Source organism: Seonamhaeicola sediminis (genome assembly GCF_004358095.2).
GTDB classification, from domain to species: Bacteria; Bacteroidota; Bacteroidia; order Flavobacteriales; family Flavobacteriaceae; genus Seonamhaeicola; species Seonamhaeicola sediminis.
Map to the genome: position 1 here is coordinate 25,165 of NZ_SMZJ02000003.1, position 15,661 is coordinate 40,825.

General features: G+C 34.0%; 17 protein-coding genes. 7 read left to right on the forward strand and 10 right to left on the reverse strand.

What is annotated here, in order from left to right; translation table 11 throughout:
- Positions 1-11: 11 nt before the first annotated feature.
- Genes map through E1J38_RS04760 form a run of 3 tightly spaced genes read left to right on the forward strand, consistent with a single transcriptional unit; the run spans position 12 to position 1,971 of the window.
- A complete protein-coding gene (map, locus tag E1J38_RS04750; RefSeq protein WP_133356031.1) occupies positions 12-830 on the forward strand; it encodes a type I methionyl aminopeptidase in 819 nt (272 codons plus the stop codon).
- Between the two features lie 5 nt (positions 831-835).
- Positions 836-1,603: a class I SAM-dependent methyltransferase gene (locus tag E1J38_RS04755; protein ID WP_133356032.1), complete on the forward strand. Its 768-nt coding sequence runs from the start codon at positions 836-838 to the stop codon at positions 1,601-1,603.
- Between the two features lie 2 nt (positions 1,604-1,605).
- Positions 1,606-1,971, forward strand: coding sequence for a DUF423 domain-containing protein (locus E1J38_RS04760; protein WP_133356033.1), 366 nt, complete (start codon positions 1,606-1,608; stop codon positions 1,969-1,971).
- Between the two features lie 4 nt (positions 1,972-1,975).
- Here the strand turns inward: E1J38_RS04760 and E1J38_RS04765 are convergent, their stop codons facing one another.
- Both E1J38_RS04765 and E1J38_RS04770 read right to left on the reverse strand, forming a co-directional pair.
- Entirely contained in the window at positions 1,976-2,950 is a 975-nt protein-coding gene (locus tag E1J38_RS04765; protein WP_133356034.1) for an FAD:protein FMN transferase, read from the reverse strand.
- A gap of 1 nt (position 2,951) precedes the next feature.
- The gene (locus E1J38_RS04770; RefSeq protein ID WP_133356035.1) at positions 2,952-3,329 is read right to left on the reverse strand and encodes a DUF8840 domain-containing protein; all 378 of its coding nucleotides are present in this window, start codon (positions 3,327-3,329) and stop codon (positions 2,952-2,954) included.
- 79 nt (positions 3,330-3,408) lie between these two features.
- Between E1J38_RS04770 and E1J38_RS04775 the strand changes: the two genes are divergently transcribed.
- Positions 3,409-3,864: a Na(+)-translocating NADH-quinone reductase subunit F gene (locus E1J38_RS04775; protein WP_133356036.1), complete on the forward strand. Its 456-nt coding sequence runs from the start codon at positions 3,409-3,411 to the stop codon at positions 3,862-3,864.
- 154 nt (positions 3,865-4,018) lie between these two features.
- Here the strand turns inward: E1J38_RS04775 and nqrF are convergent, their stop codons facing one another.
- The 6 genes from nqrF to E1J38_RS04805 all read right to left on the reverse strand — a co-directional run bounded on the left by nqrF (position 4,019) and on the right by E1J38_RS04805 (position 10,214).
- A complete protein-coding gene (gene nqrF, locus E1J38_RS04780) occupies positions 4,019-5,329 on the reverse strand; it encodes an NADH:ubiquinone reductase (Na(+)-transporting) subunit F (protein ID WP_133356037.1) in 1,311 nt (436 codons plus the stop codon).
- Position 5,330: 1 nt separating this feature from the next.
- Positions 5,331-6,083 carry an NADH:ubiquinone reductase (Na(+)-transporting) subunit E gene (gene nqrE, locus E1J38_RS04785; protein WP_133356038.1) on the reverse strand — a complete coding sequence of 251 codons (753 nt, stop codon included), beginning with the start codon at positions 6,081-6,083 and terminating at the stop codon, positions 5,331-5,333.
- 72 nt (positions 6,084-6,155) lie between these two features.
- Positions 6,156-6,803, reverse strand: coding sequence for an NADH:ubiquinone reductase (Na(+)-transporting) subunit D (locus tag E1J38_RS04790; RefSeq protein WP_133356039.1), 648 nt, complete (start codon positions 6,801-6,803; stop codon positions 6,156-6,158).
- A 3-nt stretch (positions 6,804-6,806) separates the two neighbouring features.
- Positions 6,807-7,610 carry a Na(+)-translocating NADH-quinone reductase subunit C gene (locus tag E1J38_RS04795; protein ID WP_133356040.1) on the reverse strand — a complete coding sequence of 268 codons (804 nt, stop codon included), beginning with the start codon at positions 7,608-7,610 and terminating at the stop codon, positions 6,807-6,809.
- A 3-nt stretch (positions 7,611-7,613) separates the two neighbouring features.
- A complete protein-coding gene (locus E1J38_RS04800) occupies positions 7,614-8,822 on the reverse strand; it encodes an NADH:ubiquinone reductase (Na(+)-transporting) subunit B (protein ID WP_133356041.1) in 1,209 nt (402 codons plus the stop codon).
- Between the two features lie 36 nt (positions 8,823-8,858).
- Positions 8,859-10,214: a Na(+)-translocating NADH-quinone reductase subunit A gene (locus E1J38_RS04805; protein ID WP_133356042.1), complete on the reverse strand. Its 1,356-nt coding sequence runs from the start codon at positions 10,212-10,214 to the stop codon at positions 8,859-8,861.
- Positions 10,215-10,369: 155 nt separating this feature from the next.
- Here E1J38_RS04805 and E1J38_RS04810 point away from each other — a divergent pair, with 155 nt between their 5' ends.
- Positions 10,370-11,620: a type IX secretion system plug protein gene (locus E1J38_RS04810; RefSeq protein WP_133356043.1), complete on the forward strand. Its 1,251-nt coding sequence runs from the start codon at positions 10,370-10,372 to the stop codon at positions 11,618-11,620.
- A gap of 86 nt (positions 11,621-11,706) precedes the next feature.
- Positions 11,707-12,093, forward strand: a complete 387-nt coding sequence (gene apaG, locus E1J38_RS04815) for a Co2+/Mg2+ efflux facilitator ApaG/CorD (RefSeq protein ID WP_133356044.1) — start codon at positions 11,707-11,709, stop codon at positions 12,091-12,093.
- On the opposite strand, the gene E1J38_RS04820 is transcribed toward apaG, so the two are convergent.
- Together E1J38_RS04820 and E1J38_RS04825 are read right to left on the reverse strand one after the other, a co-directional pair.
- Positions 12,090-13,082, reverse strand: a complete 993-nt coding sequence (locus tag E1J38_RS04820) for a DUF6695 family protein (RefSeq protein WP_133356045.1) — start codon at positions 13,080-13,082, stop codon at positions 12,090-12,092. The genes apaG and E1J38_RS04820 overlap by 4 nt on opposite strands.
- A complete protein-coding gene (locus E1J38_RS04825) occupies positions 13,075-13,800 on the reverse strand; it encodes an NRDE family protein (RefSeq protein WP_133356046.1) in 726 nt (241 codons plus the stop codon). Before E1J38_RS04825 ends, E1J38_RS04820 begins: the two co-directional genes overlap by 8 nt.
- Before the next feature lie 151 nt (positions 13,801-13,951).
- On the opposite strand from E1J38_RS04825, the gene pruA reads away from it, so the two are divergent.
- Positions 13,952-15,577, forward strand: a complete 1,626-nt coding sequence (gene pruA / locus E1J38_RS04830) for an L-glutamate gamma-semialdehyde dehydrogenase (RefSeq protein WP_133356047.1) — start codon at positions 13,952-13,954, stop codon at positions 15,575-15,577.
- Positions 15,578-15,661 lie beyond the last annotated feature (84 nt).

Genomic DNA, 15,661 nt, shown 5'->3' on the forward strand with positions numbered 1-15,661 from the left:
ATTTTTTAAACATGATAGAAATAAAAACCAGAGCTGAAATTGAATTAATGCGAGAAAGTGCTCTAATTGTATCTAAAACGTTAGGAGTATTAGCAAAGGAAATCAAACCAGGTATTACAACACTGCAATTAGATAAAATTGCAGAGGAACATATTAGAGATCATGGCGCAGAACCAGGTTTTTTAGGATTATATGATTTCCCTAATACTCTTTGTATGAGTCCTAATGAACAAGTAGTTCACGGGATTCCCAATGATACTCCTCTGGAAGAAGGTGACATAATTTCTATAGATTGTGGTGCTTTTAAAAATGGCTTTTATGGTGATCATGCATACACATTTGCTATCGGAAATATTAGCCCTGAGGTTGAAAAACTATTAAAAGTAACCAAAGAATCTTTATATGTTGGTATTAGAGAGTTCAAGGCTAATAACCGTGTTGGTGATGTTGGCTATGCCATTCAACAATATTGTGAGGCTCATGGTTATGGTGTTGTAAGAGAATTAGTTGGTCATGGGCTTGGAAAAAAGATGCATGAAGACCCCGAAATGCCAAATTACGGTAAACGTGGTAAGGGCAAAAAATTTATTGAAGGTATGGTGGTTGCTATAGAACCTATGATTAATATGGGTACGCACCGAATCAAACAACACAGAGATGGTTGGACTATAACTACTTTAGATAAAAAACCAAGTGCTCATTTTGAACATGATGTTGCTCTTATAGATGGGAAACCTGAATTGCTTTCTACTTTCGCATATATCTACGATGCATTGGGAATTGAGAGTGATGAAGAAACCGAATTTCGTCAAGAAGCACTTGTGCTTTAAATACAATGAAACAACTTTTCAAGATTGTATTAAATGTTATCCCAAGACCTTTATTAATTAGGTTAAGTTATATTATTAGTCCGGTTTTAGTTTTTTTTTTAAAAGGAAATAGATTTACAGACCCTATTGACGGTAAAAAATTTAAAGCTTTTTTACCTTATGGGTATGGCATCCAGAGAAACAATGTATTATCTCCTTCTACACTTTCATTAGAACGCCACAGATTGTTGTGGTTATATTTGAAGAATGAAACCAATTTCTTTAAAAGTCCTCTAAAATTATTACATTTTGCACCTGAACAAGCTTTTTACAAACAATTTAGGAAAATGACACATCTAGATTATGTCACCACCGATTTAAATTCCCCCTTAGCCGATGTGAAAGCAGATATTTGTAATCTACCTTTTGATGACCATATGTTTGATGTAATTTTATGCAATCATGTTTTAGAACATATCCCTAATGACACTAAGGCCATGCAAGAATTATTCAGAGTAATGAAAACTGGTGGCTGGGGCATTTTTCAAATTCCGCAAGATTTAAATAGAGATCAAACTTTTGAGGACAATAACATCACAGACAAAAAGGAACGGGCTAAAATTTTTGGACAATATGATCATGTTAGAGTTTATGGACGAGATTATTTTGACAAACTTAGGAGTATTGGTTTTAAAGTTGATGAAGTAGATTATACCTCTAATTTTTCGGATGAAGACATTGACATGTATTGTTTAGCTAAAGGTGAAATTATTCCTGTGGTATTTAAACCTTAATTATGGAACAACAAATTATCATTACTGCCGCTATATTTGGAGCATTATCTGTAATCTTTGGAGCATTTGGTGCCCATACCTTAAAAAAGATGCTAAAAGAAGAACAACTTAAAAGTTTTGAAACTGGTGTGAAGTACCAAATGTATCACGCTGTTGTATTATTATTTCTTGGGTTTAACCCAAAATATGCCACAGTTCTAATTTATTGGTGCTTTACCTTGGGTATATTATTTTTTTCTTTTAGTATTTACGGATTGGTAATATCTAGTGCAAAAGGAAAGAAAATGAAATTTTTGGGCCCAATAACCCCACTAGGTGGAATACTTTTCGTTATTGGATGGATTTCACTTTTAATAAAGGCTTTTTAGAAAGTTAATCAGGAAATCTGTTTAAAGACAAAGTCTCAAACTCCCGCTTTTCATTTTCAAAAATTAAGAAAACTTTTAATTCTGGGTGATTTTCTAAAAATAATTTTATTTTTTCAATACCCATTGTTTTAAAAGCCGTGGCGTAGGCATCGGCAGTCATACAGTCTTGAGCTATTACAGATATACTCAACAAGTTTGTTTTACTAGGATACCCCGTATCTGTATCTATAATATGCGAATAACGATTTCCGCTTGTATCAATCTTAAACTTTCTGTAGGTACCTGAAGTTGCCATAGCTGCATCTTTTAATTTAATAGCCTTTAAAATAGATTGATTGCCATCAAAGTGTGGCTCTTCAACACCAACCGTCCACATAGATTTTTTATCCAGATTCTCTCCCTTAACCCTTATTTCACCACCTATTTCAACTAAATAATTATGAACGTTTTTACTTTCTAAAAATTCACCAATAACATCTACTCCATAACCTTTAGCAATGGCATTAAAATCAATATAAGTTCCTTTTGGTTTAATAATATTATTATGAACCCGCTTTACTTTGTTTAAACCAACCGAATGCATTAAACTATCAATTTTCAAACTATCTAAATCAGAAATTTTTTCTTCGGGTCCAAAATTCCATGCGTTTACAACAGCTCCAATAGTTGGATCAAAAGCGCCATTAGTTTCATTGTATATTTCAAAAGACTTTGTTAATACTCGTTTGAAATGACTATCAACTGTTGTACTTTCATTTCTATTCAATTTTGAAATATCAGAATCTACTTGATACGTAGACATTGATTTATTAATAACATAAAACAAGCTATCAAATTGCTTTTGGTAATTATCTCTAGAATTGTAAATAATACTATAAGAAGTACCAAAAACCACTCCAGAAACTTTAGTATTCTTTGTCTTTTGATCACATCCTAGTAAAGAAACCCCGATAATTAAGTAAATAAAAAACTTCTTCATTCTAATTAAAGTTAGTGTCTAAAACCTGAATACCATTATATTCTAATAAATAATCTTCATGTAAATAAACTGGTAAATTTTCACCATTAGGGTTACCTAAACCAACACCTGCATATAAAACTTTAGCATCTTTTTCTCTGGCATGCTTTTTAAAAGATTCCATCCAAACTACATCATAGTTGTTAGGATTATCAGGTAATATAACCGCCTTTACAATAACAAAATAGTATTGGCTAGTCTTGTCTATACAAACAAATTGTGGATGCTTTTTAAGCTTACTGTTAACTGCAATAAATTCAAAACCACGTTGTTCCAAATCTTTTCCAACATGGTTCATAGCTAAATTATGTAATTCTTGTTCGGTAAGTGGTTTACTCATACTGCAAAAATAGCACTTAAAATACATGTTAAAAAATTGCTTAACTTTAAAGTGTTGTTAATATTTTAAAATTTGTGCTATGAAAACTACAACACGTTTTGAGAGTGCCATAAAAAAGTTGTACACCGCTTTTCATAACAATACCTTAAATCCTGAATGCTGCCAACAATGTGCAGTAGGCAATATTTTAGATAACAGAGATAGCTGGAAGTATCTTTCAGATAGCCATGGCAGTTTAGTATTAAATTACGTTGGTAAAATACACCAAACCCTAGGCAGAACATTTAATGGCTATACTCCTCTTGAACTACTTCAAATTGAACATACATTTTTAAAAGCTTGCGGCTACCAATTACCACTTCATCATAAAAACATAAAACCTAAAAACCCTACTGATAAAGATTTACTTTTTAACGGACTTTCTAAAACGATTGAACTTTTATGCAAACTAGATAACATTCCAAATGTTATGGAATATAAGAGGTTATTTGAGTTTAAGAAAGAGACTATAATTTCGAATGAAATTATGGTTTGATGAACGATGCTCCTTAGCAGTTTGAAAAACACCCTCCCAACATAACTTAAAGTAATGACAAAAAACAAAAACCAACTCTTTTGAGTGGGTTTTTGTTTTTTAGGATTCCTGCCTATTCAGGAATAACAACCTAATGCTAAATGCCGATTATCGGCTATCCTCCGAAGTCATCGAATCTGATATTCTCGTCTGGGATACCAAAATCTTCTCCCATTTTTTGAACCGCTTTGTTCATCAATGGAGGTCCACAGAAGTATAATTCGATATCTTCTGGGGCTTCATGGTGGTTAAGATAATTATCAATCACACAATTATGAATGAATCCAACAAATCCATCACCTGCTTCATCATTAATATCTTTCTTTACTTTCCAGTTATCTTCTGGTAAGGGTTCAGAAAGTGCTAAATAGAATTTAAAATTTGGGAAATCTTTTTCCAATTGTTGAAAATGATCTAAATAAAACAACTCTCTCTTAGAACGACCACCATACCAATATGTTACTGTTCTCCCCGTTTTTAAGGTTTTAAATAAATGGTATAAATGTGAACGCATGGGTGCCATACCTGCACCACCTCCAACGTATAACATTTCAGCTTCACTTTCATTTATAAAGAACTCACCATAGGGTCCAGAGATAGTACACTTATCGCCTTTCTTTAAATTAAAGATATATGAAGATGCTACACCTGGGTTTACATCCATCCAGCCATTTTTAGCTCTGTCCCATGGCGGGGTTGCAATACGTACATTAAGCATAATTTCTCTACCCTCGGCTGGGTAAGAAGCCATAGAATAAGCACGCTCTACTGTTTCAGTATTTTTCATTACTAATGGCCAAAGACCAAACTTATCCCATTCTGCTTGAAACTTATCTGGTGTTTCATGCTCTTCAGGATGTGCCGTAATATCCATATCAGAATATTTTACTTCACATGGTGGAATTTCAATTTGAATGTAACCACCTGCTTTGTAACCCATATCTTCAGGAATCTCAACAACAAACTCTTTAATAAATGATGCTACATTATAATTTCTAACAACTGTTGCTTCCCATTTCTTGATACCAAATATTTCCTCTGGAATACTGATATCCATGTCTTGCTTCACCTTTACCTGACATGCTAAACGGGCTCCATGTTGTAACTCTTTACGAGTAAAATGAGGTGTCTCGGTTGGTAATGCTTCACCGCCTCCAGCGTGAACATGACACTCACACTGAATACAAGTTCCACCACCACCACAAGCCGATGGTAGAAATATTTTCTGGTTTCCTAGAGTAGACAACAAGCTACCACCAGAAGGTACTTCTATTTCCTTTTCACCATTAATTTTAATTTTTACAGGTCCAGATGGTGCCAACTTTTGTTTTACAAATAATAACAAGCCAACCAACGCAAGTGTTAACACTAAAAACGCTGCCACTGTTGCTACAATTACTCCTATTGTACTAGCTAATAATATCATGTTACTCTACTACTTTTATTGTGTTATCAGCAATGCTTTGACTATGCTCAGCACCAGTATCTTTTATAATCTCTTCTTTTTCTAGCTCAATTTTCTCTACCACTTCTGGAGTTTCATTTTTTGATTCTTCATCACCTCCAGTTAACATACCTCCAAAACTCATGAATCCGATAGCCATTAAGCCAGTTATAATAAATGTAATGCCCAACCCTCTTAATGCAGGAGGAACATTTGAATATCTTATCTTTTCACGAATAGCTGCAATTGCTAAAATTGCTAAGAACCATCCAATACCTGAACCTAACCCGTAGGTGGTAGCCAAACCAATAGTTGGAATCTCACGAGATTGCATAAATAATGAACCTCCTAAAATAGCACAGTTCACAGCAATAAGCGGTAAAAAGATTCCAAGTGAGTTATATAGTGCTGGTGCGAATTTTTCAACTATGATTTCTACCAATTGTACCATGGTAGCAATGGTTGCAATGAACATGATGAATGATAAGAAACTTAAATCATAAGAAGCATAATCTTCACCTAACCATTTTCCTAAAGCTCCTGGCTGTAATATGTACTGATCTAATAACCAGTTTAAAGGTACCGTAACAACTAATACGAAGATAACTGCTGCACCAAGACCAACCGCTGTTGATACTTTTTTAGATACTGCTAGGTAAGAACACATTCCTAAGAACGTAGCAAACACCATGTTATCTATAAATATCGATTTAAAAAATAATTCTATATGTTCCATATTTTTGAATTTTCAGTCTCAGCCTCAGTTAACAGAGATTACTGCTTACTGTAACTGCAAACCGTATACTGATTAATGATCTTCTACTAATGCTTTATTTCTAGTACGCTGCACCCAAATAATAACACCAACAACAATTAATGCCATTGGAGACAATAACATGAATCCATTATTTTCATATCCGATGGCGTACAATCCTGTTTTTTCAATGGGGTCTCCTAAAACCTTAAATCCAAGTAATGTACCAGATCCTAGCAATTCTCTAAAAAAACCAACAATAATTAATATGGCTCCATAACCTGCTGCGTTTCCAATTCCATCTAAAAAAGAACGCCAAGGTCCATTTCCAAGAGCAAAGGCTTCAAAACGCCCCATGATAATACAATTAGTGATTATTAAACCTACGAATACTGAAAGCGTTTTACTTAATTCATAGGCAAAAGCTTTTAGCACTTGGTCTACAATAATTACTAATGCAGCTACGACTACCAATTGCACAATAATTCTAATTTTTGAAGGTATAATGTTTCTCATTAAAGAAACTACCACGTTTCCAACCCCTAAAACAAACAATACAGATATAGACATAACTATTGATGCCTTTAATTCTGCTGTAATAGCCAATGCAGAACAAATTCCAAGTACCTGAATAGTAATTGGGTTGTTATCTGCTAATGGGTCAGTAATTAACTTTGTGTCTTTTTTTGAAAGTAAGCCCATAGATTAATTTGTTTTTTGAGATTTTAAACTATCGAAATAAGGTTTATACAACTTTAAATCGGTTTTTATCATGGCAGTAACGCCATCGCCAGTTATTGTTGCCCCTGCAATAGCATCTATTTCATTGTCTGTCTTATCTTCGTTTTTAGGGTCTGCGTTCCCTTTTGCTATGGTAATTCCTTTAAAATCACCGTTATCTGCTAAAAGATGCTCTCCTACAAAATCATCCATAAAAAAACGCTGCTTAATATTTGCTCCTAAACCTGGGGTTTCTCCTTTATGATCAAAGTAAGCACCCTGAACTACCATATTTTCATCTAGTGCCACATATCCCCATATAGCATCCCAAAGGCCTTTTCCATAAATAGGTGCAACATAAACTTTTTTACCTTCTTTGTTATTCCCAACAAATAAAGGAAGTAATCTAGATGTACCACTCTTAGAATTACTCTTTTGCTTTTTAATATCGATTAAATAGGGTTCTTTACCATTATTAGAATTCATAAACTCTTCGCGAGTCATAGTACCTATAACCTTACCATCTTTAGATTCTAAAACCAATTGTTCAGCAACATTTTTTGTGAAAAGTTCAGGTGCCTCGGTGGTAGCTACAAAGTTAGCGTTACTTCCTTCATTTTCATTAATTCCCATAGCGTATAGAATATTTTGTTGCTTTTCAATACGCTCGTTATTATCTATTTTTGGTCTTAAAGCAGAAGCAGTAAAGGCTAACAATCCACCTACTATTACAACCATTAATACGGCAAATAGTACTGTATATACATTTGAATCTGTTCTATTACTCATTACTTAAGCGGTTTTAGCTTTTAAACGTTTCATTCTTTTCTTTACATTTCCTTGAACCACATAGTGATCTATTGTTGGAGCGAATACGTTCATTAGCAGTATTGCCAACATCACACCTTCTGGATAAGCAGGGTTGAACACGCGAATCATAATTGAGATAAACCCAACTAAAAAACCATATATCCATTTTCCTTTATTGGTTTGTGAAGCTGTAACAGGATCTGTAGCCATAAACACAGTACCAAAGGCAAAACCACCAATTAATAAGTGGTGCCACCAAACAGTATTCATTAATCCGTAAAATTTACTACCACTACCAATTACACCAGCATCAACTACCCAATTGAATATTAATCCCATGGCTATTGCTCCTAATACAGAAGACAACATAATTCTCCAACTTCCAATTTTGGTAAAAATTAAGAACAGACCTCCTATTAAAATCAACAATGCTGAAGTCTCTCCAACTGAACCTGGAATAAATCCTAAGAACATATCCATGACACTATAACTCACTTCATTATTTTGTGCTAAACTACCTAAAATAGTCTCACCTGAAATAGCATCAGGAGTTCCAGCGCGTTCAACAGCACCATGAACCCATACCTTATCACCACTCATCCAGGTTGGATATGCAAAGAATAAAAATGCTCTAATGGTTAGGGCTGGATTTAAGATATTCATTCCGGTACCACCAAATACTTCTTTACCAATTACAACACCAAAAGCAACGGCTACAGCTAACATCCAAAGTGGAATGTCTACAGGAACAATTAAAGGCACCAACATTCCTGTAACTAGATAACCTTCTTCTACTTCGTGCTTTTTAATGATTGCAAATAAGAATTCTATACCCAATCCTACACCATAAGAAACTACTACTAAAGGCAGTATCTTTATGAGTCCAACAAGGAAATTATCTAATGTCCAAAATTCTGAACTAAGAAAACCCGCAGAAACAGCTTCTATGTCACCCAATGCTAAATAATGCTGATAACCAGCATTAAACATTCCAAAAATCAAGCAGGGTACCATAGCCATGATAACAGTATTCATGGTACGCTTTAAATCGTCTGCAGCTTTTATGTGTGTACCACCATGAGTAGTCTCATCTGGTAAGAATAAAAACGTATGAATAGCATTAAATGCAGGAGCCATTTTAGACCCTCTGTACTTACGCTTTAAAATATGCAATCTTCTTTTTAAACTCATCTTGTAATATTTTTCATTTTGTTCCTCAATGAATAATTATCCAATTTCTTTAAGCATTAAGTCTAAACCTTCTCTTATTATCTTTTGATGTGGTTGTTTAGACACACAAACAAATTCTGTTAAAGCGAAATCTTCAGGGGCTACTTCATACATTCCTAGAGCCTCCATTTCATCTAAGTCCTTATACATACAAGCCTTTAGGATTTGTAACGGATAGATATCTAAAGGAAAAACCTCTTCATAGCCTCCAGTTACCACAAAAGCCCTGTGTTCACCATTAGTGTTTGTATTTAGATTGTATTCCTTTTTAGAGTTTAACCATGAAAATGTTAGTGCTCTTGAGGTAGACACTTTATTAAAAACAGGCTTAGTCCACCCAAATAATTCATAATCATCACCTTCAGGAATTACTGTTATTACATTACTGTAATAATCCAAAGCACCATCTGGTCTCACTTCTTTTCCACTCAACACATTACCAGAAATAATTCTAGAATTGGCTTCTTCAGATATGCCCTTATCATAAATCATAGTCGCTATTTCGCTACCTATTTTAGTAGTAAAATATCTTGGTTTTTCAACCAAAGAACCAGCTAAAGCAACAACACGTTCTGCATTAAATTTCCCAGTTAGCAACAACTCGCCAATAATAACTAAGTCTTGTGCGCTAACCGTCCAAACTACTTCACCCTTGTTAATAGGATCTACTTTATTTATTAAAGTTCCTACATTACCTGAGGGGTGCGGACCAGACACTTTGTGAATAGTTGCACCTGAAACAGATGATAAAGGTGAATTTGAATTTTTACCTACAGATATATGAACGGTTCCTTCGGTAAGCTTACCAATAGCTGTAACTGCCGCTTGTAGTTCTGCTTCTTTACCTTGTAACGCAAAATCTAAATCTGCTGCCAGCGGAGCACTAGCGTAACCCGACACAAAAATGGCTTTGGGTGCTTTCTCTGGATTTGCAATAACATCATAAGGGCGTTGTTTTATAAACGGCCAGCATCCAGATTTTAGTAGTTTGCCCAACACCTCTTCCTGTGTTGCGGCATCAACGTCAAGTTTGCCGTTATCCTGAAAGGTTTGTTTTTTATCGGCCTGAATTTTAATAGCTAAAATTCTTCTTTTTGCTCCGCGAACAATTTCCGTAATTTCACCAGAAACTGGAGAAACAAATTTTACATTTTCGTTAGACTTGTCATAAAAAACAGGTTCACCTGCTTTTAACTTAGCTCCAACTTTTAAAATCAATTTAGGAATAACGCCGTGAAAATCTTCAGGTCTAATGGTGCAAGTATTGCTAACAATTGCCGTGTCTAAAGTTTTTTCGGCAGCACCTTTAAGATTAATGTCTAGACCTTTTTTAATGCGAATGTCGTTTGACATATTTTTTTTTATTGAAATTAGTTGTCTAAAAATCGGGGCAAAAATACAAATTAATAATACAGTTTCCCTAAAAATTAATAGATTTTTATGAACTTCATTACAAAACCCTTTTTGGGCATAAAATTTGTTTACCTTTACATAAATCATATTCATTTATGCAATTGAAATTTAAGGTATTTCTTCTGTTTTTATTCATTTTTTCCATTGGGTTTTGCCAAATAAAAGAGGTTACCCCACCAGATTACATTAAAACCATCAACTTTAAAGGTAACACTCCAGAAGTACAATTACCAGTTTTAAAATTAGGAGACCAATTAACGCTTGAATTTGATGCGCTCAACGGAAATGAAGATGATTTTTACTACAAAATACAACATTGTGATTTTGACTGGACACCTTCTATTTTAGCAAAAACTGAATATTTGGATGGTTTTGACAACCAACGTATTAGGAACTATGAAAACTCTTTCAATACGCTTCAAATTTATTCAAATTACAAGTTAACCATCCCCAATCAATTTACAACTAGATTAAAAAAGTCTGGCAACTATGTAATTGGTATTTACAATAGCTATGACGAATTAGTGTTTTCCAGAAAGTTTATGATTTATGAAGATAAAGCCAATGTTGGTTTAAACATAAAACGTTCTATGGATATTCAATACTTAGAAGAAAAACAACGTGTTGAAATAATAATTGCACCAAAAAACATACAGCTAAATAACCCCATTCAAACAGTTAAAACACTTATAGTGCAAAATAATAATTTATATACAGCAATTTCTAATTTAAAGCCTCAATACACTGTTGGAAACCAACTTATTTTTAAATATGATTCCCAAGCTAGTTTTTGGGGAGGCAATGAGTATTTTTATTTTGAAAACAAAGATGTTAGAGCCGCTAACAACGGTGTACAAAATATAGATTTGCAAGACCTCTACCACGGTTATTTATTTACAAACACACAACGCAGTAATAATCCATACACTTACAACCCAGATATAAATGGAACTTACCTCATCACTAATGTTGATGGGGGTGATCCCAGCATTGAATCAGATTATGTTTGGATACATTTCTCATTAAAGACTAATCCTGATTTTGACACCAATAAATCTGTTTTTATTTACGGTAATTTTAACAACTATGCCCTTAATGAAAGCAACAGGATGAGTTTTGATTCGAAAAGAGGCATCTATACAGGTGCTATGTTATTGAAACAAGGATTTTATAATTACAAGTATGTGACTATAGAAAATGATATTCTTAATGAAGGCGCTATAAGTGGCAATTTTTATCAAACCGAGAACAACTATAAAGTGCTTGTTTATTATAGAGACTTAGGTGCACGTTACGATAAAATAATTGGCTTAGGAGAAGCCTCTTCCATTAATATTAGCAACTAAAACAGGTATTTTAACTATTTTTTTGATTTCAAGATTTAAAAAATATTATTTTTGTTAATTAAAACTATTGTATATCAATACTTAACATGGTACAACAAGTAACCAAAGGCATAAAAATTTCAGTAGAAACTACTTTTGAAGGCTCATTTTATAGAAACTATAAAATACAATATGCTTTTGGTTATAAAATTACCATTGAAAACCAGGGAAAGGACTCTGTTCAATTACAATCACGCCATTGGGAAATTTTAGACGCCCTTAACAATGAAGAAATCGTTGATGGTGAAGGTGTTATTGGTAAGAAACCTGTTTTAAAACCAGGAGAATCACATACCTACACATCTGGCTGTTTATTAACTTCCCCTTTTGGCGCTATGCAAGGATATTATACCATGGTAAACTTTACCACAACCAAAAAGTTTCAAGTAAATATTCCTACTTTTAAATTAAGCGCTCCTTTTGCTATAAACTAGTAAATCCTTTCAAACCTGTAAACAGCACCATTCTGTTTAATATGGAAGAATTTACAGTTAGAGTAATGTACAAACTCAAAACTTTCTTGATAGGAGAATCTATTATTCTCTACTTTAAAAAGAGCATCTACATCAACATGTCCATAAGGAGATAATCTTCTAAATCGATATTCTAACTCCCTTTTAGTTTGGTGAAGTTCAAACCATGCACCAGCCGCAATACCAGAAAGCCACTGCCCACTTTCATGAACTTCATCATGATGTTTTGGCTCTAAAGTACCAATGAAATTTGGAGTGTGATCTTTTAATCTATCCAAAAAACATCGTAGGTTTTCACTTTTTTGAGAGCCCTTAAATTCAGAAACTATTCCGGTTTCAGACACTTCATAAACTTGGTTTTCAGTATCTGCCAATAGCACGTTACCTATTGTACTTGGTGTAAACCATTTTGATTTTAAGAGTCTTTTTTTTACTATATTATCGGTAAGCCCTGCAATCAAACTATCTGTTACAAAACGCGCACAATTACAGGCATCCTTAATAAATGCGGCATAGCGTATAAAATGTTTTTCCTGCATCATGGTAATATGGGCTTTAGCCATTTTATAATCCACCGCGGTACATACTGAAGCTACCAATTTACCATCACCGTGCGTTAGTCTGGGATTAGTTCCCAAAAACTTCAAAATGTTATTTAAGTTCTTAATTTGATTGTTTTCAATCTGAGCTTTTAGAGGTAAGTGAAGTTCATTATCTGTATCTCTACCACGTACGCGTCCTGTGGGTTCTGGTGTAATATATCTTCCAAAATCATGATACTCTAGCACACCCGTAGACTTTTCAATTAACACCAATGCTGCATGACCTGCCCTTAAATAATTTTTCTTACCAACACCTAAATAGCGTAAAAATGGTGAAAACCACTCCTCTGAGACCATAACAATAGTTTCGGGGTAAGCTAATGTTAAAATGATTCCAGTGTTATTCATTAACTATTTGTGGTAAATTAAACGTTTTATTTGCAATGGTTCCATTTTGCAGATTTTCATATGACATCTCTATGGTATCACCTTGTTTTTCTACTTGGGTTATACTAGTTGTTTTAACAAACCCCCTATCCATTACAACACCGTAATCCTTGTTATCACTAGCTGCGTTGTTATGAAAACTTAAAATAGATTCGGCATTCAACTCATTATTAGCTTTAAAATCATTAAACCATTGTTGACGCTCTAGTTTCATATTTTCAGAATACAATGTTGATGAGGACCATAATTTGCTAGCTATTGGTAATTCTTCAAAATGCTTTTTATTGCCGTCCCAAACCAATTCCATAAATTTCAACTTTTGACTCCAATCTACCAGCACCATGGTGAAAGGCTCAATGTCATTCAAATTATAAGCCTCAATAGTAGAAATTATATTTTCTAAAATCAAAAAATCTTTAGCAACAACTCCTCTACTCTTTCTATAGCTGGCTTTACGTTCATGAATTTTAAAACCTCCGTTTAATACACAAACCAGTCGGTTCTTTTCACTCACCCCTATCCAAGTTCCTCCAGATAGTTCATCTTTAGGAAATAACGTTTTCACACCTTGTATATGATAAAACTCGGGTGATAAAGAAACCCTATTGGGAGCTTCATCTCTATTAGATGTTAAAATAAAATTCTTTGTTCCTTGAGGAATAATAGTAACCGTACACATAAAAGTTGTAGTCTTAATACCGTGAAGCAACTTACAAAAAATAAACAAAAATTAACTTGAATTTAAGAAGTTCTCACCTTAACAAACAATTAAATTATTCGTAAATTTGCAGTCAATTCACTGAATTATTTTTAACAAAAATAGATTAAATATGGGAAAAGGATTTTTTAATGTGCCAATTGCAGTCAATGAAACAGTAAAAAGTTATGCTCCTGGTTCTCCAGAGCGTAACACTGTTTTACATGCCTACAAAGAGATGATTAACAATAAAATTGATGTACCCTTATATATAAATGGAAAAGATATTAAAACAGGAAATACTAGAACCATGTCTCCCCCGCATGATCATCAACATATTGTAGGCACATATCATTTAGCTAAACAAATTCATGTTAAAGAAGCTATCTCAACCGCATTGGAAGCTAGAAAAACTTGGTCTCAAATGCCATGGGAACAACGTGCTGCCATATTTTTACGTGCTGCTGAATTAATTGCAGGACCTTATAGAGCCAAAATAAATGCAGCAACTATGATAGCACAATCTAAAACAATCCATCAAGCTGAAATTGATTCTGCATGTGAATTGATAGATTTCTTAAGATTCAACGTTCAATTCATGACTGATATATATACTGAACAACCCGAGAGCACCAGTGATGCATGGAACCGAGTAGAATATAGACCTCTAGAGGGATTCACCTATGCTGTTACACCTTTCAACTTTACAGCTATTGCAGGGAATTTACCCGCATGTATGGCACTTATGGGTAATGTAGTGGTTTGGAAACCAAGTGACAGCCAAATATATTCTGCAAAAGTTATAATGGATGTATTTAAAGAAGCTGGCGTTCCTGCAGGAGTTATTAATGTTATTTTTGGAGACCCAGTAATGATAACCAATACCGTTTTAGAAAGTCCAGATTTTTCTGGATTGCATTTTACGGGTTCTACCTTTATATTCAAAGAGCTTTGGAAACAAATAGGAAACAATATTCACAATTATAAGACTTACCCTAGAATTGTTGGCGAAACCGGGGGTAAAGACTTCATAATAGCACATAAATCTGCCAACCCAAAACAGGTAGCAACAGCCATTTCTAGAGGTGCTTTTGAATTTCAAGGACAAAAATGTAGTGCCGCCTCAAGAGCATACATACCAGAAAGTTTATGGGAGGATGTAAAAAACTATGTCATTGAAGATGTGAACTCTTTTAAAATGGGGTCTCCAGAAGATATGAGCAATTTCATTACAGCAGTAATTCATGAGGGGTCTTTTGACAAACTTGCTAAGTACATTGACCAAGCTGAAGCTGATAGTGATGCAGACATTGTTGTTGGCGGTGGGTATAACAAAAGTAAAGGCTACTTTATTGAGCCAACAGTTATTGTAACTTCCAACCCCAAATATGCTACGATGTGCACAGAGTTATTTGGACCTGTAATCACCATCTACGTTTATAAAGATGAAGATTATTCCGAAACCTTAAAACTTGTAGATGAAACAAGTGAATACGCCTTAACGGGAGCTATTTTATCTAGAGATAGATACGCTATTGTTGAAGCAACAAATATTTTACAAAATAGCGCTGGTAACTTTTATATAAATGACAAACCAACCGGAGCCGTAGTTGGACAACAGCCATTTGGTGGTGCCAGAGCTTCTGGAACCAATGATAAAGCTGGTAGCGCACAAAATCTTTTGAGATGGGTTTCTCCAAGATTGATAAAAGAAACATTTGTCACGCCTGAAGATTACAGGTACCCTTTTTTGGGCTAGTATTAAACTTTCAACAATGATATTAAAAAGTAATCAGAAAAATCTGATTACTTTTATTTGTTTTTTTGAATGAAAATTTAACTA